General features: G+C 66.7%; 18 protein-coding genes. 7 read left to right on the top strand and 11 right to left on the bottom strand.

Annotated elements, in window-relative coordinates:
- Positions 1–450 precede the first annotated feature (450 nt).
- Both J7J08_RS07800 and J7J08_RS07795 read left to right on the top strand, forming a co-directional pair.
- On the top strand, positions 451–1,023 hold the full coding sequence (locus J7J08_RS07800) for an Ax21 family protein (RefSeq protein WP_214903594.1): 573 nt from the start codon (positions 451–453) through the stop codon (positions 1,021–1,023).
- A 223-nt stretch (positions 1,024–1,246) separates the two neighbouring features.
- Positions 1,247–1,672, top strand: coding sequence for an NUDIX domain-containing protein (locus J7J08_RS07795; RefSeq protein ID WP_214903591.1), 426 nt, complete (start codon positions 1,247–1,249; stop codon positions 1,670–1,672).
- Between the two features lie 10 nt (positions 1,673–1,682).
- Here J7J08_RS07795 and J7J08_RS07790 read toward each other — a convergent pair whose 3' ends face one another.
- From J7J08_RS07790 to J7J08_RS07765, 6 genes are read right to left on the bottom strand one after another with little or no spacing between them, the layout of a single operon-like run.
- A complete protein-coding gene (locus J7J08_RS07790; RefSeq protein ID WP_214903588.1) occupies positions 1,683–2,786 on the bottom strand; it encodes a sugar kinase in 1,104 nt (367 codons plus the stop codon).
- Positions 2,783–3,964, bottom strand: a complete 1,182-nt coding sequence (locus tag J7J08_RS07785; protein ID WP_214903585.1) for a GDSL-type esterase/lipase family protein — start codon at positions 3,962–3,964, stop codon at positions 2,783–2,785. The genes J7J08_RS07790 and J7J08_RS07785 overlap by 4 nt, the downstream gene beginning before the upstream one ends.
- A 29-nt stretch (positions 3,965–3,993) precedes the next feature.
- Entirely contained in the window at positions 3,994–4,749 is a 756-nt protein-coding gene (locus J7J08_RS07780) for a glucose 1-dehydrogenase (RefSeq protein ID WP_214903582.1), read from the bottom strand.
- 35 nt (positions 4,750–4,784) lie between these two features.
- Entirely contained in the window at positions 4,785–6,074 is a 1,290-nt protein-coding gene (locus J7J08_RS07775; RefSeq protein WP_214903579.1) for an MFS transporter, read from the bottom strand.
- Positions 6,071–8,308: an oligoalginate lyase gene (locus J7J08_RS07770; protein ID WP_251006508.1), complete on the bottom strand. Its 2,238-nt coding sequence runs from the start codon at positions 8,306–8,308 to the stop codon at positions 6,071–6,073. The genes J7J08_RS07775 and J7J08_RS07770 overlap by 4 nt, the downstream gene beginning before the upstream one ends.
- Positions 8,305–10,491 carry a polysaccharide lyase 6 family protein gene (locus tag J7J08_RS07765; protein WP_251006507.1) on the bottom strand — a complete coding sequence of 729 codons (2,187 nt, stop codon included), beginning with the start codon at positions 10,489–10,491 and terminating at the stop codon, positions 8,305–8,307. Before J7J08_RS07765 ends, J7J08_RS07770 begins: the two co-directional genes overlap by 4 nt.
- 378 nt (positions 10,492–10,869) lie before the next feature.
- Between J7J08_RS07765 and J7J08_RS07760 the strand changes: the two genes are divergently transcribed.
- Both J7J08_RS07760 and J7J08_RS07755 read left to right on the top strand, forming a co-directional pair.
- The gene (locus J7J08_RS07760; RefSeq protein ID WP_214903573.1) at positions 10,870–13,755 is read left to right on the top strand and encodes a TonB-dependent receptor; all 2,886 of its coding nucleotides are present in this window, start codon (positions 10,870–10,872) and stop codon (positions 13,753–13,755) included.
- Between the two features lie 44 nt (positions 13,756–13,799).
- Positions 13,800–14,543: a FadR/GntR family transcriptional regulator gene (locus J7J08_RS07755; RefSeq protein WP_214903572.1), complete on the top strand. Its 744-nt coding sequence runs from the start codon at positions 13,800–13,802 to the stop codon at positions 14,541–14,543.
- Between the two features lie 90 nt (positions 14,544–14,633).
- Here J7J08_RS07755 and J7J08_RS07750 read toward each other — a convergent pair whose 3' ends face one another.
- A complete protein-coding gene (locus J7J08_RS07750) occupies positions 14,634–15,023 on the bottom strand; it encodes a DUF6165 family protein (RefSeq protein ID WP_214903570.1) in 390 nt (129 codons plus the stop codon).
- 267 nt (positions 15,024–15,290) lie between these two features.
- Between J7J08_RS07750 and J7J08_RS07745 the strand changes: the two genes are divergently transcribed.
- Positions 15,291–15,965, top strand: a complete 675-nt coding sequence (locus J7J08_RS07745) for a TorF family putative porin (RefSeq protein ID WP_214904105.1) — start codon at positions 15,291–15,293, stop codon at positions 15,963–15,965.
- Positions 15,966–16,150: 185 nt separating this feature from the next.
- On the opposite strand, the gene J7J08_RS07740 is transcribed toward J7J08_RS07745, so the two are convergent.
- Positions 16,151–16,621, bottom strand: coding sequence for a DUF1456 family protein (locus J7J08_RS07740; protein WP_214903568.1), 471 nt, complete (start codon positions 16,619–16,621; stop codon positions 16,151–16,153).
- Between the two features lie 157 nt (positions 16,622–16,778).
- Between J7J08_RS07740 and J7J08_RS07735 the strand changes: the two genes are divergently transcribed.
- Together J7J08_RS07735 and J7J08_RS07730 are read left to right on the top strand one after the other, a co-directional pair.
- Complete coding sequence (locus tag J7J08_RS07735; RefSeq protein ID WP_214903566.1) at positions 16,779–17,249, top strand: hypothetical protein; 471 nt, start codon at positions 16,779–16,781, stop codon at positions 17,247–17,249.
- A gap of 71 nt (positions 17,250–17,320) precedes the next feature.
- Positions 17,321–18,070 (top strand): SDR family NAD(P)-dependent oxidoreductase, encoded by a 750-nt coding sequence (locus J7J08_RS07730; protein ID WP_214903564.1) that lies wholly within the window; start codon positions 17,321–17,323, stop codon positions 18,068–18,070.
- 91 nt (positions 18,071–18,161) lie between these two features.
- On the opposite strand, the gene J7J08_RS07725 is transcribed toward J7J08_RS07730, so the two are convergent.
- From J7J08_RS07725 to argS, 3 genes are all read right to left on the bottom strand, one after another.
- On the bottom strand, positions 18,162–18,518 hold the full coding sequence (locus J7J08_RS07725; RefSeq protein WP_214903563.1) for a VOC family protein: 357 nt from the start codon (positions 18,516–18,518) through the stop codon (positions 18,162–18,164).
- A gap of 182 nt (positions 18,519–18,700) precedes the next feature.
- On the bottom strand, positions 18,701–19,546 hold the full coding sequence (locus tag J7J08_RS07720) for an SPOR domain-containing protein (protein WP_214903561.1): 846 nt from the start codon (positions 19,544–19,546) through the stop codon (positions 18,701–18,703).
- An 18-nt stretch (positions 19,547–19,564) separates the two neighbouring features.
- Entirely contained in the window at positions 19,565–21,253 is a 1,689-nt protein-coding gene (gene argS, locus J7J08_RS07715; protein ID WP_214903558.1) for an arginine--tRNA ligase, read from the bottom strand.
- Positions 21,254–21,268 lie beyond the last annotated feature (15 nt).

Below are 21,268 nucleotides of genomic sequence, written 5' to 3'. Positions count from 1 at the left end.
TGCTTCTCCCCAAGTAGCCTGCGATTTGGCGCCAGAGCTGCGTCAGCCGGTGCAATACGGAAGATGGACGCGTTAGCCGACTACTCCCCAAGAGCGGCTTCCCCAGCGCGTGACGCCCTGCAAGGGTATCGTCGTGACCGGATTCCTTTCGCCCGCCGAATCACACTCGGCATGACCGCACCGGCGATGACACGATCACTCCCACCCCCCATTTGATCTCGCGCGCTGTAAATGCGGGGATCATCGTGTGCTGCGAATCCGCACCCAACACCTGAAAAATGCAGCGCGCGCGCATATCGCACGATGCGTCTGAACGGTTGCCAAAAATTCGCGGGGTTGAAAGCGGCGTACTTCAGGGCGCGTTGTGTCGAATAACGGAGAATTTACATTCCCGCTGCAGCAGCCGCTTGTGCCACTGCACGAACGAAACAACAGAAAAGGTGTACCCCCATGAAGACTTCCCTGATTGCCCTGGCGCTTGCCGCCGCTCTGCCGTTCGGCGCTTCGGCTGCTGAAGGCCTGTCCTACAACTACGCCGAAGGCGATTACGTCAAGACCGATGCCGATGGTGGCAAGGCCGATGGTTGGGGGGTGAAGGGTTCGTACGGCTTCCTGCCGAACTTCCATGCGTTTGGTGAGTACAACCACCAGAAGACCGACATCGGCAACTTCAAGACTGACCAGTGGCGCGTGGGCGTGGGCTACAACCACGAAATCGCCACCAGCACCGACTTCGTGGGCCGCGTTGCCTACAACAAGCTCGATCAGAAGGAAGGCCTGGGCTTCAACGGCTACAGCGCCGAAGCCGGTATCCGCACCGCGTTCGGCCAGCACGCCGAAGTCTACGCGATGGCCGGTTACGAGGATTACAGCAAGAAGCGCGGCATCAATCCGGATGACCGGTTCTATGGCCGCCTGGGTGGCCAGGTGAAGTTGAACCAGAACTGGGGCATCAACGGCGATATCAAGATGGATCGCCACGGTGACAAGGAATGGTCGGTCGGCCCGCGCTTCAGCTGGTAAGCGGCGCATGATCGCTTCGCTGCGCCCGGCAGCGGCGTAGCACCAAAGGCCCGGCAATTTGCCGGGCCTTTGTTTGTGGGCGCGCAGTGCGTACCGACCCACGGTCGGTACCTACCACTGCATGGGTGCCAGGTCGGCGGCCACCGTTGGTGGTCGCGCCCGCGCAGGCGATAATGGGTACGCGGCCACCGTTGGTGGTCGCTCGCGACGTCCGGAGATCTCAATGGCTCAGCCCAATCCATCGCAGCAACCTCGCGTCGGCTGTGGTGCCGTCATCCAGCGCGCCGACGGCGCCGTGCTCCTGGTCCAACGGGGGCGCCCACCCGAACAGGGGCACTGGGGCCTGCCCGGCGGCAAAGTGGACTGGATGGAGAAGCTCGAAGACACCGTGGTGCGCGAAGTGCAGGAAGAAACCGGCCTGCGCGTGGCGGTGGAGCGGCTGCTGTGCATCGTGGACCACTTCGAACCCGCGCTGGAACAGCACTGGGTGGCGCCGGTCTACCTGGTGCGCACGCTGGATGACACGCCGGCAACGCGGCTGGAGCCGGACGCAATCCTGGCGCTGGCATGGTTCCTTCCCGATGCACTGCCAGCCCCGCTCACCCGTTCTGCCACCGAAGGGTTGGTGCGGCTTTCACTACCGCGCTGAGCGGCGTGCTTCAGCGCCGCGCGGCAGCCCCATCCCCACGCGCCACCGCCTCTACTTCTTCGCGGCTGGTGCAGGCCGCATCGCCCGGCGTGGACATCGCCAGCGCGCCATGCGCGGCGCCCAGCTCCACCGCCGCCTGTTCGCCCAGGCCTTCCAGCAGGGCATGGACCACGCCGGCCACGAACGCATCGCCGCCGCCCACGCGGTCCAGCAGGTCCACTTCGCGCGCGGCGGAGACGAACAGCGCCTCCCGGTTGCGCAGCGCGCCGGCCCAGCCATTGCGGGCGGCGTTGCTGGCATCGCGCAGGGTGAATGCCACCGCCTGCAGGTTCGGGAACCGTTCCATCGCGCGTAATGCCGCCGCATCGGCCGGCCCCACATCCATCGGCGTTTCGCGCTTGCCCAGGTCGGCCAGGTCCATGCCCAGGCAGGCGGCGAACGAATACTCATCGCCCACCAGCAGGTCGCACTCGGCGGCGATCGCGCAGTTGGCATGCCGCGCCGCGCCCGGATCCGGGTGGCTGTTCCACAGGCTGGCGCGGTAGTTGAGGTCGTAGGACACCGCCACGCCATGCCGGCGCGCCGCGCGCACGGCGGCGATGGCGGTCTGCGCGCTGTGTTCGGACAACGCGGCGAAGATGCCGCCGGTATGCAGCCAACGCACCCCGTGCACGCCGAACAGCGTGTCCCAGTCGACCTCGTCCGGCCGCAACTGCGAGGCCGCCGAGTACGCACGGTCGGACACGCCCAGCGGGGCCCGCACGCCGAACCCGCGCTCGGTGAAGTTCAGCCCCATCCGCGTGCTGCGGCCAATGCCGTCGTACGCACACCACACGATCTGGCCCGTATCCACGCCACCGGCCTGGATCAGCTGCTGGGCCAGCAGCCCCAGCTCGTTGCGTGGCAGCGCGGTCAGCACCGCCGTGGGGTGGCCGAAGGTGCTGCTCAGCCCGCGCGCCACGTTGTATTCGCCGCCGCCTTCCCACACCTGGAACTGGCGTGCGTTGCGCACCCGGCCTTCGCCGGGATCGAAGCGCAGCATCACCTCACCCAGTGCCATCGCCGCCCAGCGTGGGCTGGCGTGGCTGGCCAGCCGGAACTGCTGCGTGCTCATCGTGCGCTGCACCCCAGCAGGGCCAGGTCCACGCCATCGGCCATGCGCCGGTAGCCTTCATCGTTGGGGTGCAGGAAATCGCGGGTGATCGCGTCGGGCAGGAATTCCGGCTTGGCCGGATCACGCAGGATCTGGTCGAAGTCGATCAACGCATCGAAGCCGCTGCGCCCGCTGCGCATCCAGGTATTGAGCGTGGTGCGGGTGCCGGCCGACACCGGCTCGTAGCGGTCCGAACCGCCGAACGGCGTCATCGTCGCGGCAATGGCGCCGATGCCGTTGCTGTGCAGGCGCTCGGCCACCTGGCGGTAGCCCAGCACCATGTCCTCGGCGTTGCGGCCGGCCACCGGCGGGGTGCCGCCGTCATGGCGGATATCGTTGATGCCTTCGAACAGGATCACCCGGTTTACGTGTGGCAGCGCGATCACATCGCGGTCCAGCCGGGCCAGTGCGCTGTGGCTGCGGCCGTGGTCCATGACCTTGTTGCCGCTGATACCGGCGTTGACCAGCACCACCTGGTCCGGGCAGGCCTGCTGCAGGCGGGCAGCCAGCAGCGCCGGCCAATCGCCGTTGCTGCCGCGCGTGGCGGTAGCACCTTCCGTGATGGAATCGCCCAGGGCCACCACCACGATCGGCGTGGTGCTGCGCTCGGCCAGCACCGCCGACACCACGTTCTGCCGGTAGGCCAGCTTCACCGTGTCGGCCACCTCGGCCTGGCGGCCGTCGGCAATGCGCAGCGCGGTGCGCCGCACGGCGGGTTGGGTGGGTTCAGGGAAATAGACGGTGAGCGAGACATCGGCAAGCGCCGGCACGGTCAGGGGTATCGGGTCGCTCAGCAGCACCGCGCCTACCGGCACGATGACCTCACTTCGCCCGTTGAAGGTCACCAGTTTGGCGGGCGTGACCGTGCCGGTGCGCTGTGCAGTGGCGCCACCGATATGCAGCGGCGCCACGCCCAGCTCGTTGGTGATGCGGAAGCGCAGCGCCGTGGCCGAGCTGGCCAGGCGCATGTCCTGGCGCACGGTCTGGTTGGCGAACTGCACCGGTGCCTCGGGCGTTCCATCCTGGCGGTCCGGCGCAGGCGAGGCGGTCCAGGCCGGAACCCAGACCTGGGCCTGGGTGGGCAGCGCCGCGGCGCTGGTGGCAAGTGCAAGTGAAAGTGCAGTGATCCAGCGCAGCATGGCGGCCCTCCCAGGCGGTCAGCGGTCTATCAGGAGAAGTACGTGCCGCCGTTGACGTCGACGTTGGCACCGGTGATGAAACCGGCCGCGTCCGAGGCAAGGTACACCGCGGTATCGGCCGCTTCCTGCGGGCGACCCTGGCGGCGCAGCGGGGTGCTGCCGGCCACGGCAGTGCGCACTTCCGGTTTGGTGAACTCGTCATGGAAGCGGGTGGCGATCATGCCGCAGCACAGCGCGTTGACCCGGATGCCGCGCGGGCCCAGCTCCTTGGCCATGGCCCGGGTGAAGGTCATCACGGCGGCCTTGGCGGTGGCGTAGATCGAGGCGCCCGGGCCACCGCCATCGCGGCCGGCCTGCGAGGCGAAGTTCACGATCGCGCCGCCTTCGGGCATGTGTGGCACCACCGCATGCGTGGTCAGGTAGACCGAACTCATGTTGAGGTCCATCACCTTGTGGAAGAACGCCGGGTCGATCTCGGCCAGCGGGCGCCGCTGGACCATGCCGCCGGCCACGTTCACCAGCACATCGATCTGCGGCCCGAACGCGGCCTGGGTGGCGGCGACCATGCCGGCCACGGCCTGCGCATCGGTCACGTCGGCGCGGTGCACGATGGCGGTGCCACCGGCGGCCTGCACCTGCTGCAGGGTTTCCTGCGCGCTGGCTTCGTCGTTGGCGTAGTTGATGCACACCTTGGCGCCGGCTGCGGCCAGCTTGAGCGAAATCTCACGGCCGATATCGCGGCCGCCACCGGTGACGATCGCCACCTTGTCCTTGAACTGAGTCATTTGGTACTCCAGTGATGCGAGGGGGAAAAGAAACGTCAGCGGGAGGGTGGTGCGTCGACCTTCTCGACGCGTCCGGTCACCAGCCACAGGGCGAGCAGGGAAGCGGGCACCAGCGCCGCCACCAGGATGAAAATCGGTGCATAGGATTCGCGGGTCATCACCGGCACCAGCCAGGTGGTGATCAGCGTGCCGGCCACCGCGGCCATGCCGCCCAGCCCGGCCAGCGAACCGACGGATTTGCCGTTGAAGATGTCGCCAGGCAGGGTCTGGATGTTGCCGATGGCGATCTGGAAGCCGAACAGCACGAAGGCAATGGTCACCACCGCCCACACCGGGTCGGTGGCCAGCACCGCGCCCAGCAGGGCCGGGGCCATGATTGCGCCGCCCAGGGTGATCACCCACTTGCGCGCGCGGTCCACGCTCCAGCCGGCCCCGATCAGCCGCCCGGACAACCAGCCACCGCCGAGGCTGCCGATCATCGCGCCCACGTAAGGAACCCAGGCGAAAATGCCGATCTGCTTGATGTCGAAGCCGAAGGTGTCGGCCAGGTAGATCGGCAGCCAGGACACGAACAACCACCAGATCGGGTCGATGAAGAACCGCGTGGTCAGGATGCCCCAGGTCTGCCGGTGCCCCAGCAGCTGGCGCACGTTTGGCACGTATTCAACCTTGGGCACGGCCGGCTGTTCGGCGGGCGCATCCAGGATCAGTGCGCGCTCGGCCGCGCTCACCCACGGGTGTTTGTCCGGGCCGGCGCGGTAGATGATCAGCCACGGCAGCAGCCAGACGAAGCCAATGGCGCCGATCAGGATGAAGGTGCCACGCCAGCCCAGCCACAGGAACAGCACCGCGATCAATGGCGCGGAAATGATGGCACCGATGGACGCGCCGGCATTGAACACGCCCTGCGCCAGCGCACGCTCGCGCGCCGGGAACCATTCCGCGTTGGCCTTCACCGCACCGGGCCAGGCACCGGCTTCGCTGATGCCGAGCATGGCGCGCACGATGCTGAAGGACAGGATCGAGTGGGTAACCGAATGCAGTGCGATCGAGATCGACCACACCGCAATCGACAGCGCAAAGCCCAGCCGGGTGCCGATGATGTCGAACAGCCGGCCGAACACGAACTGGCCGGCGGCGTAGAACAGCATGAACACCGTCACCAGCAGCGCGTAGTCTTCCTTGGTGGCGCCCACGTCCTTGGAAATCTGCGGCCACATCACCGCCAGCGCGTTGCGGTCGATGTAGTTGATCACCGTGGCCACCGCGATCAGCGCCACGATCAACCAGCGCACGCAGGAACGGGTTCGGGTCGTCACGTTCATTTGTTGTCCTTGCCGCTGGCGGTATCGAAGCGCTTCCAGCCACCGCTCCAGCTCCAGCGCTGGCCATCTGCGCTTACCTCATGGTTGCCGTCTTTGGACGGGTCATCGGCAATGGCCAGCGCCAGCCGCTGGCCACCGGCCAGGTCCAGCACCAGCACGCTGGCATCCTTGCCGCGGTAGTGCGCCAGACGGTCGATGCGGCTGTTGGCGCCGCGCACCGTTTCAGCGGTGCCGTCATACCGGCCGTGCGGCTCCAGCACGCCATAGAAGGTGGCAGAGGCCTGGCCATCCACGCGCTGCAGCAGCATCGGTTCGCGGCGCAGGTTGAACGACGGATCGTTCGCGCCGCTTTCGCCGATCAACGCCCGCGCCGGCGCGGTGCTGGCGAAGCGGTAGGTGTAGAAGCGGCCATCCAGCAGCCAGGTCAGGCTGCGCGCCTCGGTGCCCGGTTCGCTGGCGGCATCCACCCATGCGTGCTGGTAGCCGTTGGCCTTGCCCAGCACCGGGCGCGTGGTTACCGCCGACTGCGCCTTGAAGCCCACGTCCATGATGTGGCCGTTGAAGTGCAGCGGCAGGTCGTAGCGCGCCGGCGTGCTGCCGTCCACGCGCAGCAGGTCCAGCACCACCGGCTGGCCCAGCGACGGGTGCGCGAGCAATGCCTGGGTGCGGGTAAACGTCACGCCGTCGTAGGCGCCATCCATGCGCGCCGACACGATCTGGGTGTCGTCGGTCACCGCGAACAGCAGCGGGGCAGGGGCCAGCGGCTGGCCCTTCTTCCAGTCGCCGCCGAAGTGGCTCTGCTCGTTCACCACCAGCGTGTTGTGTGCCAGTGTCTGCCGCGCCCAGCTGTTGTTTTCGGGCAGGTAGATGCCGCCGGCCTTGGCTTCGATGTTGAGGAAGCGGGCCGCGCCGTAATCGGTGACCACGCGCTGGCCGTTGTCGTAGAACAGCCAGTTGAGCTTGTCGAAGTGGCCGTGGCCCATGCCCTGCTTGGTGTTCTTCATCACCAGCGCCTGGCCGTCTTCACCGCCCATGCGCAGGATGGCCAGTGCGCCTTCGGTGCCGTCGGGACCATCGCGCAGCAGCGTGGGCACGAACGCGTACGGCTTGGCCTTGCCATCGGCGAGCGCCTTGGCCACCTGCAGGCCTTCAGGCGATAGCAGCACGCGCTTCTGCGACTGGGCGACCGACAACAGGCGCGCATCGCCGGTGTTGGCGTAGGCGATGTCGATGCCGGCCACCAGTTCTTCGGTGTCCAGGCCCTTGTCCAGGATCGCGTCGTTGATCGGGAAGAAGTAGCCGCCGTAGCTGCTCTGCACCAGCGCGTCCACCGCCTTGAGCAGTACCCCGTCACGACGCTTGAAGATGCCGCGTTGCGATTCGTTGCGCTGCACCGCGTTGGCGAACAGGATGAACGGCGCCAGCGCATAGCGCTGGTAGTAGGGGCCTTCTTCGTAATAGCCATCGGGCGAGAACAGCTGGTCCACCTGCTTGAGGAAGCCGGCGCTGCCGTCGCGCCTGCTGCCCATCAAGGCCTGTTCCACCAGCACCGGGTCGCGCAGCACATAGCCGGTCATGCCGGTGGCGGCCACCGCCCAGGTGGCGTGGTTGTGGATCTTGTCGAAGTTCTCCGGGTTGCCGCTCAGGAACTGCGCCATTGGCCGGAACACGTTGTCGTCGATGGTGCGGCGCTCATCGGCGCTCAGGCTGTCGCGGATCGCGTCGTAACCCTGCACCGCGTTGACCAGCCACACCGAATCGTTGAGCGTCTGCCAGAACAGCCGCCCGGGAATCTGCCCGCGTCCTTCCGGATGCGCGCCCAGACCGGGATAGAGTTTGGCGTAGCCGAGCAGCACATCGCGCGCGAAGGTGGCATACGCCTTGTCGCCGGTAAGGCGATACAGCGCGCCCGCGGCCTGGATGGCCTGGTAATTGCGCTTGTGCTGTTCGTGGGTATAGCCCCCGCCCTTGTCCTTGGGCACCGGCACGTCGATGCCGGCCTTCATCATCGCGCGCACCAGCTTCTCGGCGCGTGCCTGTTCCTTGGCGAACATCGGGTAGCGGGCACCATCGCGGCGCATCTGCGCCCACTGTGCGGCGGTGACCAGCACCGGTGCGCTGTTGGCTTCGACACCGCGCGCGGCCGCGCTGGGCGCCTGGGCGTGCGCGGCGGGCAGCGCCGCAGCACTGAAGGTGGCCGCCAGCAGCAGCATCAGGGGCGTGGAACGCGTCATGGCAAAGTCTCGGCTGGGATATCGGACTGCGGCGCCGCCGTAGCGGTGAACGTGGTGTTGCGCAGGCGCAGATGCGGCTCGCCTGTCTGATGGGTGAAGCGCACCCGGCCGCTGTGCAGCCAGGTGCTGTCGCTCAGGCTGGCCTGCTGCACGCCATGCAGGCGCAGGCTGGTATCACCGGCGCTGCCAACCTGTTCCAGGTGGCTGCCGCGCAGCTGGAAGGCCGGGCCGAAGGTGCTTTCATCGGTGCCGCCGCGATAGAGGTTCACCAGCGGCCCACCGATGCGCTGGAATACCGAATCGACGATCTCCACCGTTTCCGCGTTGTAGGTGCCCAAGTCGTCGGTCTCGGCGGCGGCGGCGATCACGCTGCCGCTGATGTCGCTCACCGTCACGCCCCGCAGCCGGATCGACGCGGCGAACGTGCCCTTGCCGGTGTTGATCACATCGAAGGCCTTGTTGCTGCTCAGGTCGCGGATGTGGCTGTCGGCGATCTCCAGCGTGTAATCGAATGCCTGGCTGCCCGGGGGGACCCGGATCACCGCATTGCCGGCGGCATCCGGCGCCAGGCTGCCGTCGATCTCCAGCCCCGCCAGGCGCAGCGAACCGTCGGGGCGGATCTCGAACAGCGAAGGCCGCGAAAAGCGCAGCGTGGCCTTGCCCTTGGCCGGCCCCACCACGCTCAGCGGGTGGTCCACCGCCAGCACCTGGTTGATGCGGTAGTCGCCGGCCCGCAGTTGCAGGCGGTCGCCGGCCGCGCTGGCCGCCACCGCGGTCACCAGGGTGTCCTCGCCTGGCGCGACGCGGTGTTCGTGGCCGCTGTCCAGCGCGGCCCGGCTGACCTGCTTGGGATACCAGGACACGCCAACCTGGTCGCGCGGGACAGGCGCCAGGTCACGCGGCGCGCCGACCTCGGTGCCGGCCGGCGGATACAGCAGGCCGTTGGCCGCGCGCTGCAGGGTGACGCTGCGGCCCTCCACGCCGTTGGGGAAACCAGGTGACGCCGTCGGGCTCTGCAGGTTGCCGCTGAAGGCAATGCCCGACAGGTCGCCCTGCGTGCGCAGCACGTCGCCAGCGTTGGTGCCCACGAACAGGTTGTCGCTGATCCTGCTGCGTACCGGCATGGCATGGCGCTCGTCATCCAGTCCGGCGCCCAGGAACAGATAGCGCGCCTGCACGAAGCTGTTGTGGCGGATCAGCGCGTTGTCGACCTGCTCATAGCGGTTCAACGGCGCATCGCGGGTGCCGGCCATCACGGCCAGCGCCGAAGCGAAGCCATCGCCGGCCACGCCTTCGAAATAGTTGTCGCGCACGATCTGGTCGCGGTTGATCACCCGCACCCCACCGGTATGCGGCTTGCCGTTGCCCAGGAAGATGTTGCGCTCCACCACGTTGCCGTGGCCATGGCGCAGCACCATCGAGCCGCGCGACTCCTTGAACACGTTGCCGCGGTAGAGGTTGCCGCCGGACTTGTTGGACACGATCTCCACCTCGCCGTCGCAGTGCTCGAACCAGTTGTTTTCCACCACCGTGTTCGACGCGGACTGCGAATCGTGGCTGGTGCCCACGCGGATCGTTTCGCCGCCGTTGCTGCCCAGGTTGGGGCGCGGCCCGAACCAGTTGTGGTCGATGCGGTGGCGGTTGTCCAACCCGCTGGTGGCGTTGCGGACCACCACCAGGGTGGTACCGGCATTGGTCTTGCCCACCAGCTGGTTGTGGTCGAAGCGGTTGAACGTTCCGTACATCGCCACCCAGTTGTCGGACTGGGCGCGGTCGGGCTTGTTGTAGCCATCGATCACGATGCCGGTGACCCGGCTGTGCTCCGCCCACGCTTTGGACGAACCACGGAAGCTCACGACCTCGCCACCCGGCGCCCAGCCATCGCGGAACACCAGGTGGGACACCTCCAGGTAGGACCCGGCCAACCGCAGCTGCGACTGCCCACTCAGGATCACTTTCCCGGGCGTCTGCGCGGTCAGTCGAATTGGTTGACCAATTGTGCCGTTGCCTGTCAGCAGAAGGTCCACATCGCGCCAGATCCCGTTGGCCAGGATCACGGTGTCGCCAGGTTTCAGGCCGTCAGCGGCGGCAGCATACCCAGCCGCGTCGTGTACCAGATACTCAGCCGACCAGGCAAACCCAGGACAGAGCAGCAATGCCAGGATGGTAGGGGCGGTTCCCAAACGCCCGCCCTTATGGCCCATCGGCGCTTTAACGCATGGACCCCACCAACGCCAACGCTTCACAGCCCTACCTAGACGTACACCATGTTGCTGTGCCACAGGCTAACCCTCCCAGATCACCATGGACCCAACGCGAGTCCGGATGGTAACAGCCTCCACCGCAACAACGTCAACCACAATCACATACCACTTTAGGCGAAGTTGGTAAGCCACTTGCGCATATCTCTGCTGCACCCGCACATTAATTCGTCGGAAAGTGGTCTAGGCGGATGTGAGGGGTAGACTTTAGTACCAATTCATTGACATTGGTCTTCCAACCGTGAATCTTCCGGATCAACCCCGTGTATGCGGACGATCCATCCTGGGAGGGAGATCACGATGTTGCATGACCGCCGTACGGCCTCGCCACGAGGCTTCCGCCACACCGCGCTGCACAGCGCGCTGTTCTATGCGCTGTGCGCCATCGCAGCCGTACCACTGGTGCACGCACAGGACGCCACCCCGGCCGCTGCGCCGGCGGCCACGACGCTCGACCAGGTCCAGGTGACCGGTACCCGCGGCACCATCCAGACCTCGATCGACAAGAAGCGCGAGGAAACCGTGGTGTCCGACGTGCTGTCGGCCGAGGACATCGGCGACCTGCCGGCGCTGTCGATCGGCGAAGCCATCGAAACCATCACCGGCGCCTCCACCCACCGCGAAAAGGGCGGCGCCTCTGAAATCTCGATCCGCGGCCTGGGCCCGTTCCTCGGTTCGTCCACCTTCAATGGCCGCGAGGCCACCAACGGCAGCGGCGACCGCTCGGTGAACTTCAACCAGTTCCCTTCAGAGCTGATCAACACCGTGGCGATCTACAAGACCCAGCGCGCCGACTTCGTCGAAGGCGGCGTGGCCGGCACGGTCAACATGGAAACCGTCAAACCGCTGGAATACGGCAAACAGACCATCCAGCTGGACGGCCGCGGCACCTGGCAGGAATACGACGACCGCCTCAAGGACGGCGACGGCGTGGGCTGGCGCGGTACCGCCAGCTACATCGACCAGTTCGAGTTCAGCAACGGCGGCAAGCTTGGCGTCTCGCTGGGCGTGCAGGCGCTGGAAGGCAGCAACCCGGAGGAAATGTTCTCCAGCAGCACCACCTGGGCCGCCTGCGATGGCCGCGAAGTCGTGGGCGCCACCCGCAACTGCACCCAGGTCGACGGCAACGATGTAGCCAATGGGGTGCCGTACTACCTCGCGCCGGGCAGCCGGCTGTATCGCCAGTTCATCGAACACGACAAGCGCGATTCCCAGTTCGGCGCGCTGCAGTGGCGGCCCAACGACGCGGTGGAAGTGAACCTGGACTACCAGCACTCCAAGCGCGATTACACCGAAGACCGCTCGGACCTGACGTTGTCGTCGATGATGCGCAACATCAACAACCGCGTGGTCAGCGACGACGGCGCGCTGCTCAGCCACACCGGCAGCACCAGCATCGATTCCACCGGCAATTTCCTGGAGCGCAACGAGGAATACACCGGCGGCGGCCTGAACCTGATCGTGCGGCCCAGCCCTGCCTGGATGCTGTCCGGCGACTTGTCCTACTCCAACACCCAGCGCTCGCAGATCGAGCGTTCCACCCGCCTGCGCGCCGGCCGTACCGACGTCAACGGCAATCCGGTGGCCGGCATCAAGAACAACCGTTACGTCGACTACACCTACGACTATCACGGCGACGTGCCCAGCATTTACCTGGATCCGGCGTTCGACGTGAACAACCCGGACAACTTCACCGACTCGGCGCTGGTCCGGCGCCGCCAGCAGGACCGTGAGCACACCATCCGTGCCGGTCGCTTCGATGCGGCCTTCACCCCGGAAAGCGGTTTCTTCACCGCGCTCAAGGGCGGCCTGCGCCGTTCCGAGGCGACGTATACCGACTTCACCGACACGGTGGATGTCACCACCACCAATGTTGCCGCCATCCGTGCCGCCAACCAGGCCTGCCGCCAGGCCTTCCCGCAGGATGACTTCCTGGCCAATGCCAGCGGCAACACCATCGACCAGTGGGCCACCTTCGACAGCCGCTGCCTGTTCAAGGCCTTCACCGGCGCGGACGACACCGGCCTGAGCGCAGACCTGCGCGACCCGGCCAACAACGATGTGACCGAAAAGACCAGCGCCATCTACCTGATGGGCGACTACAGCGCCGAATGGTTCGGCCTGCCGGTCACCGGCAACATCGGCGTGCGCTGGGTGCACACCGACGTGCGTTCGATGGGCCTGCGCAGCGGGCTGGACGTGGTCAACAATCCCGATGGCACCGTGACCCTGCAGCCCAACGGCGATTTCACCCGGCAGGTGCTCAAGTCCAGCAACAACGAATGGCTGCCCAGCTTCAATGCCGCCTTCGAACTGCGCCCGGACCTGCTGCTGCGCGTGGCCGCCTACCGTGCGATGTCGCGCCCGGACCTGGCCGCGCTGGGCTATGGCCGCAGCTTCAACCTGGACGAAGTGGATACCGAGTTCGGCAGCGTCGCCGACGCGCTGGGCAACATCACCGCCACCGGCAACCCGCGCGCCACCCCGCTGATGTCGTGGAATGCCGACGTGTCGCTGGAGTGGTACGCCAACGCCGATTCCATGCTCTCCACCGCCGTGTACTACAAGCAGTTCAATGGCGGCTCGGTGCCGGTAGTGGTGGGGGAAGACTTCGATATCGACGGAGTGAGCGTCACCGTGCCGGTGGAGCAGCTGGCCACCAGCGACCAGAAGAGCGACCTGATCGGCTTCGAGCTGACCGGCTCGCACAGCTTCTCCTACCTGCCGGGCATCTTCGCCGGGCTCGGCGTGAAGGCCAGCTACAACTACGCGCACTCCAACTTCAAGACCGAGGACCTGCGCCTGGGTGAGTCCACCGACCCCACCACCGGCATCGTCACCCCGGGGATCGTGGAGCCGGCCAACATCTTCGGCCTGTCCAAGCACGTGGCCTCTGCGCAGGTGTACTGGGGCCTGGGCAAGCTGGACCTGCAGGCCATCTACAAGTACCGCTCGGACTATTACCAGCAGTTCGTTGGCGACCCGGCGCAGAACCGCTATGTACGCGACAATGGCTCGCTGGACTTCCGCGCCACCTACAAGGTCAACAAGCACCTGTCGGTGTCGCTGTCGGCCAGCAACCTCACTGACGAGCCGCGGGTGTCGGATATGCCCATCCTGGGCAGCTTCCGCGAGTACACCACCTACGGGCGGCGGTACTATCTCGGGGTACGCTACCGGTTCTAAACGAGCGTGATGGTCCCCAGCCACCGTACAGCCAGGCCTTGAAGATGTCCGAACCCCGCCTTTACCAGTCCATTGCCGCTGAAATCGTCGCGCTGATCGAGAAGGGCGAATTCCCGCCCGGCTCGCGCCTGCCTGGCGAACGCGACCTGGCCGAACGGCTGGGGGTGAGCCGGGTAACCGTGCGGGAAGCGGAAATCGCCTTGGAGGCGCAGGGCCTGATCACCATCAAGACCGGCTCGGGCGTGTACGTGAAGGCACGACCGACAGCCGCCCCAGGCGCGCTGCCGGACGTCTCGGCATTCGACCTCACCGCCGCCCGGGCGGTGATCGAAGCCGAGGCAGCGGCCATGGCCGCCAGCCGCATCACCGATGCCGAAGTGGAACTGCTGGAAGGGCTGATTGCAGCGATGACCGACCCGGCGTCGGGCGAGGCGGCGGCCAGCGAGGCCGACCGCCAGTTCCACCTGGCCATCGCGCGCATTGCCGGCAACCCGGTGGTGGAACATTGCGTACAGCTGATCTGGCGCATGCGCAACGAGCTGCCGCGGGTGCGCCAGGTGTATGCCAACGTGTGCCACAACGACGGCGACACCCGCAACGACGAACACACGGCCATCCTCGATGGCCTGCGGATGCGCGACCCGGGCGCAGCGCGCACGGCGATGCGCAATCATTTCCAGCGACTGTTCGAATCGATGCTGGAAGCCACCGAGAACGAAGCGCTGGCGGAGATCCGCCGGCGCACCCAGCAGGACCGCGAGCGGTTCATGGCGGCAACTGCGCGTTGATCGTCCGCGCAGCCACGCAGGGCGTGGCTCTACCGTGCAGGTGCATCCATCCGGCGTAGAGCCACGCCCTGCGTGGTTGCCACGGGGCAATCATTCCCCCTGGTACTGCTTCTCTTCCACCAGCTGCGAACCGGCAACCTGGTTGATCTCGTTTTTTACCTTCACCCGCTCGCCGTTGGTGCCATACACACCGCGCGCCAGCTGGATGAACTGATCATCGAACACCTGCGCCGCTTCCTTGTCGCGCAGCTGGTCCTGGATGTCCCACATCCGCACGTTGATGTCCTTGAGCTGGGTCTTCAGCGCATCCAGCCCCGGCTGCGCGGCCAGCTGTTCCTGCCACAGCGGCAGCAGCCCATCCAGTTCGGTGCGCACGTTGGCCACCTTGCCCGCATCGGTGATGCGTTCGGCCTTGATTTCCAGGATGGTGATCTTGTCGATCAGCTCGCCAATCGATACCGGGGTCAGGATCGCGTCCACGCCATTCTCGCTGCAGGTCAGTCAGGGCCGCCATGATAACGCGCGTGGCCTGAAGGCCCTCCGGTAGTGCCGGCCGCTGGCCGGCAGGGCAGTGAAGGGGATCCCGGGTCGGCACGGATAGCTGGAAGCTTTTACGCCGAATTTGCGGCCACTACCGCCGCTCTACATGGCGACTTTACGGCTGCGTTCACCACACTGTGCGCCTCAACGGCGAGGCCGTTTTCTGCAAAGGTGGACGTGGTGACAAAGCAGGTAACAGGGCGCAGCGTGCGCCGTGCAGGCGGTCTGGCGCTGGGCTTGGCGCTCAGTGGTGGCGCATTGGCCGGCGTGGACGGCAACACGACGCTGACGTCCGATTATGTCTGGCGCGGCAGCTCGCAGACCATGGAAGATCCCACCGTGCAGGCCGGGGTCAAGCTGGGCAGCGAATCAGGCTGGTACGCCTCGGTATGGGGCTCGGGCGTGTCGTTCGAACCGGACGCCGGCGCGCGCAGTGAGTTCGACATCGTGGCCGGGTGGGGCGGCCAGCTCGCCCCGGACTGGACGCTGGACGTCAACCTCACCCACTACCTGTACCCGTCCACCACGGTGGACCTGGACTGGACCGAGCTCAACAGCACGCTTACGTGGAAAGAGCGCTATTGGGTGAGCATCGGTGTTTCCGACGACGCCCTGGCCAGCGGCCACACCGGCACCTACACCCAGCTGGGCGTGCGCATGCCGCTGGGCGAGCAGTGGCGCATCGAAGCCGCGGTAGGCCAGTACTGGCTCGACAGCGCGTTCGCCGACGACTATCTGCACGGCCAGCTCAGCGCCATCTGGACGGTGCAGGGCCCGTGGGAACTGCGTTTGACCGCGCATGACACCGACAGCGCGGCCAAGCGCCTGTTCGGCAGCAACGCCGGTTCGCGCGTGGAGTTTGCGGTGCAGACCGCGTTCTGATGCTTCCGGCACCGCGGCAGACGCGATACATCGGTAGGGTCGGTCGCAAGACGACTGCCGATAAAGGCGATCGGCGCATTGACGCATGGACCTCCATCGGAAACGCGCTTCTCCGTCGGAGGTCATGCCCTATCGGGGTACCCATCCCTACGTGCGGTCGATTGGGATGCGACCCTACCGGCCGTTCAACCCCCGCGAACGCGCAGGGTCAAACCCTTCAGGAAATTCCGCAGCAACTGATCCCCGCACGCGCGGAAATTCTTATGGTCCGGCTGCCGGAACAGCGCCGACAGTTCCGGCTTCGACACCGGGAACCCCGCGCTCTCGAAGATCGCGTGCATGTCCACATCCTTCAGCTCGAAGGCAACACGCAGCTTCTTCAGCACCAGGTTGTTGGTGATGCGCTTTTCCACCGGGCGCAGCGGCTGGCTTTCGTCGCGGCCGCGGAACTGCACGATCAGCCCGTCCAGGAAGTGCGCCAGCGTGCGGTCGTCGCAGGCCACAAACCCTTCCTCGTCTTCCTTGCGCAGCCAACCGGGCACATCGGCCTTGTCCACCACGAACGCCGGGTCGGCCAGGGCACAGATTTCCGCAATCTTTCCGTCGCTCAGGTCGAGCATGTAACGGAGGCTGCGCAGTACATCGTTGTTGATCATGAGACGTCCAATACCGCCATCGCGGCTGCGTGGCTGAGGGCCATTTTACCCCCACCCGGGCACCTGGCCCGGAAACCCTGAATCCGGCTGTCATCTGGCTGCCACGAAAGTGAAGCACAGTGCGCTCCTCAGGCATCAACAGGCAGTGGAGCAGGCAATGCGCAGGTGGCAGGTTCTGGCGGGTGTGGGCATGGTCTGGCTCGCGGCAGCGGCTTCGGCCCAGGCCCCGTATGTGGCGATCGAACAACGCGTCGACCCGCAGCAACTGGCTGAGGTGGGGCTCACCCCCGCCCAGCTGCAGGCCCTGAACCGCCTGCTGCGCGAGGCCGATGCCCGCGTCCCGGCCGCGGTGGCCACTGCCCCGGCCGCGCCCACCCCGTCCCCGATGTTCCCCGGCCTGGACGACGGCCCGATCGAGGCCAACGTCACCGGCCAGGTGGATGGCTGGCAGCCCGGTACGGTGTTCACCCTGGACAATGGCCAGCAGTGGCAGGTGCTCAAGGGCGAAGTGAAGCTCAAAACCCGCCGCAGCAACCCGCCCATCGTAGTGGTCCCGGGCATTGCCGGGCGCTGGTTCCTGCAGGTGGATGAGAACCTGCCCAAGGCCCGTGTGTTCCGTATCCGCTGAAGCCGCCAGACGGGGCCAGCACGATCGGGCGCGGGGTGCGAAAATAACCGGGAATCCCACGGAGACCCGCGATGACCCGTACCGCTCTGATCACTGGCGCCACCTCCGGCTTTGGCGCCGCCGCCGTCCATCGTTTCGCCCAGGCCGGCTGGCGGGTCATCGCCACCGGGCGCCGCGCCGAACGGCTGCAGCCGCTGGTCGACGCGTACGGCCCTGAGCGCGTGCATGCGGCAGTATTCGACGTGCGCGACACCGCCGCCATGGAAGCGGCGCTGGCCGCACTGCCGGCCGGGTTTGCCGACATCGACCTGCTGGTCAACAACGCCGGCCTGGCCCAGGGCACCGCCCCGGCCCAGAGCGCCTCACTGGACGACTGGCGCACCATGATCGACACCAACGTCACCGCGCTGGTCACGCTCACCCACCGCCTGCTGCCGCAGCTGGTGGCGCGCAAGGGAGCCATCATCAACATCAGCTCGGTGGCCGGGGTGTACCCGTATCCGGGCGGCAACGCCTACGGTGGCACCAAGGCCTTCGTCAGCCAGTTCTCGCTGGGCCTGCGTTCGGATCTGCACGGCACCGGCGTGCGCGTGACCACCATCGAACCGGGCATGGCCGAAACCGAGTTCACCCTGGTCCGCACGCACGGCAACCAGGCCGCCTCGGACACCCTGTACACCGGCGCCAACCCGATGACGGCCGACGACATCGCCGAGCAGATCTTCTGGGTGGCCAACCTGCCGGCGCACCTGAACATCAACCGCCTGGAAGTGATGCCGGTCAGCCAGTCGTTCGCCGGCTTCCAGGTCGCGCGCGACTGACGGCACGTAACCAACCCGCGTAGAGCCGGGCTTTGCCCGGCTCCCGGAAACCTCCCACGGCGACCGACCAACGGTCGGCGCTACCGGTGGATCAAGCCGCCGTCCACACGGCTAGCTCGTACCCATCCGGGTCGCGGAAATGGAAACGGCGGCCGCCCGGGAAATCGAACGCCGGCGTGGAAATCTCCGCGCCGGCAGCTTCCACCCGCGCCAGGGTGGCTTCCAGGTCATCGGCGTACAGAATCACCAGCGGCCCACCGGCGCGCACCGGCCCATCGGTAGTGAAGCCGCCGCGCAGCCGGCCATCGTTGAATTCGGTGTAGCCCGGGCCGTAATCGGTGAACGTCCAACCGAACACCGCACCGTAGAACGCCTTGCTGCGGGCAATGTCACCCACGTTGAATTCGATGTTGTCGATACGGCGGTCGTTGCCTTCCGAACTGCTCATGCGCTGCTCCGTGCTGAGGGATGGGAGCGATAACGTAGCGCAGAGGTAGACCCGACAGGTAGCGCCGACTGTTAGTCGGCCGCCCTTCGCGCGAACCCAAACAAAAATGCCCCGCGTTGCGGGGCATTTTTGTGGAGCAGCCGACCAACAGTCGGCTCTACCCATCGGTTCCGGCAGCGGCGTTACTGCGCCTTGATCGCCATCGCCTGCAGCCCGGTGCCGTCCAGCTTCTGCTTGGCTTCGGCCAGCTCACCGGCGGTGCCGTACGGGCCCATGCGCACGCGGTACACGGTCTTGCCGTTGATCTGCGCCGATTCCACGCGTGCGGCCAGGCCGATCATGGCCAGCTTGGCCTTGGTGGCTTCGGCATCGCCCGACGCCCCGAAGGCGCCGGCCTGCAGGATGTAACGCACGTTGCTGGCGGCCGACTCAGCTGCCGCCGTGGCAGGCGCCGCAGCAGTGGCTTCCGACTTGGGCGCGGCCGCAGCCGCAGCCGCAGCCGCAACCGGCTTCGGCTGTGCAGCAGCTGCCGGGCGCTCGGCCACCGGCGCCGGCAACGGGGCCGGTGCAGTGGTGCGGGGGGCGGCCGTAGCCGCTGCCGGTACCGGGCGACCTTCCAACGCCGCCTGCGCGCGCTGCGCTTCGGTCCTGGCCCGGCGCTGGTCTTCGGCGCGCGCGCTGGCCGCCAGCTCTGCATCGGACATTTCCACTTCCTTGCCGGGCAGCAGGGTGTAGAAGTCGTACTGCGTGGTGGCCGGCTTGGCCGGTTCAGCAGGCTTGGCGGCCGCGCCCGGCTTGGGCAGCTCAGCGCCCACGTCGGTATCGGCGTCGCTGACCGGGGCGGGCTGCGCGTTCGGGTCCGGCTGCGGGCCTACCCGCAGGAAGCCGTCGCCATCGTTCTTGAACAGGTTCGGTGCCGCCAGGAACACCACGGCGGCAATCGCCACGCCGGCCACCAGCCACACCCATCCGGGCGTGCCTTGGCTGGTATTGCGTCGGGCCTGGGTCTTGCCACGTCGTGCTGCCATTTACCGCTTCTCCACTACTTACATTTTTTCCGGGGCGGAAACGCCCAGGATGTTCAGACCGTTGGCCAGCACCTGGCGCGCCGCGCAGGCCAGTGTGAGCTTGGCATTGCGTTCGGCTTCGTCAGCCACCAGCACCTGCGTGCCGTGATACCACGTGTGGAAGGCGTGCGCCAATTCACGCAGGTACTGCGCCACCAGGTGCGGTTCCAGCGCAATGCCGGCCGCTTCCACCACTTCCGGGAAGCGCGACATTTCCACCATCAGCCACAGTGAGGGTTCGTCGGTCAGCGTCGACAGCCCGGTCAGGCCCTCGGCCGGGGTGTACGACAGCCCCTTCTCCTGTGCCTGGCGCAGCAGGCTGCACACGCGGGCGTGCGCATACTGCACGTAGAACACCGGGTTGTCATTGCTCTGCTGGCGGGCCAGGTCGATATCGAAGGTAAGCTGCGAATCCGGCTTGCGCGCGATCAGGAACCAGCGGGTCGCATCGCGGCCGGCTTCTTCGATCAGGTCGCGCAGGGTCAGGTAGCTGCCGGCACGCTTGGACAGCTTCACTTCCTCGCCGCCGCGCATCACCGTCACCATCTGGTGCAGCACGTATTCCGGCCAGCCCTTGGGAATGCCCACGTCCAGTGCCTGCAGGCCGGCGCGCACACGCGCCAGCGAACCATGGTGGTCCGCACCCAGCTCGGTGATGGCGCGCTCATAGCCGCGCTGCCACTTGGACAGGTGGTAGGCCACGTCCGGCAGGAAATAGGTGTAGGTGCCGTCGGACTTGCGCATCACGCGGTCCTTGTCGTCACCGAAGTCGGTCGAGCGCAGCCACAGCGCGCCGCCGTCCTCATAGGTATGGCCGGCCGCATTGAGCTGGGCCACGGTCTCTTCGACCTTGCGATCCTTGTAGAGCGAACTCTCCAGGAAGTAGATGTCGAAATCCACCCCGAACGCGGCCAGGTCCTGGTTCTGCTCGTTGCGCAGGTAGGCCACCGCGAAGCGGCGGATGCCATCCAGGTTGTCCGGGTCGCGCTCGCCCACCACCGAATGGCCTTCCAGCTCCACGGTGGCGCCGGCCAGGTAAGCCTTGGCCACGTCCTCGATGTAATCCCCGCGGTAGCCGCCTTCCGGCCAGCCGGCGTCGTCGGGCTTGATGCCCTTGGCGCGGGCCTGGGTGGACAGGGCCAGGTTTTCGATCTGCACGCCGGCGTCGTTGTAATAGAACTCGCGCTTGGCGTTCCAGCCGTTCACTTCCAGCAGGCGGGCCAGGCTGTCGCCGATCGCCGCCGCGCGGCCGTGGCCCACGTGCAGCGGGCCGGTCGGGTTGGCCGACACGTATTCCACGCCCACGGTACGGCCGTTGCCGCTCAGGTTGTGGCCGTAATCGGCGCCTTCCTTGAGCACGCCGGTGGCTTCGCGCTGATAGGCGCTGGGGGCCAGCGTGAAGTTGATGAAGCCAGGGCCGGCAATTTCAACGCGCTGCACATCGTCGCTCTTGGGCAGGGCATCCAGCAGCGCCTGGGCCAGGGCGCGCGGGTTGCTGCGCGCCGGCTTGGCCAGCAGCATGGCGGCATTGGTGGCGAAATCACCGTGTTCACGGGTCTTCGGGCGTTCCACCACGAATTCCGGGGTCAGGGTGTCGGCCGGCAGCGTGCCGTTGGCACGCAGCGCTTCGATGCCCTGGTTGATCAGGGCGCGGAGGAGATTTTTCACAAGGCCTGCTTTGAA

Source organism: Stenotrophomonas sp. ISL-67 (assembly GCF_018612915.1).
GTDB lineage: Bacteria > Pseudomonadota > Gammaproteobacteria > Xanthomonadales > Xanthomonadaceae > Stenotrophomonas.
This window is presented reverse-complemented; position numbering and strand designations above follow the sequence as displayed.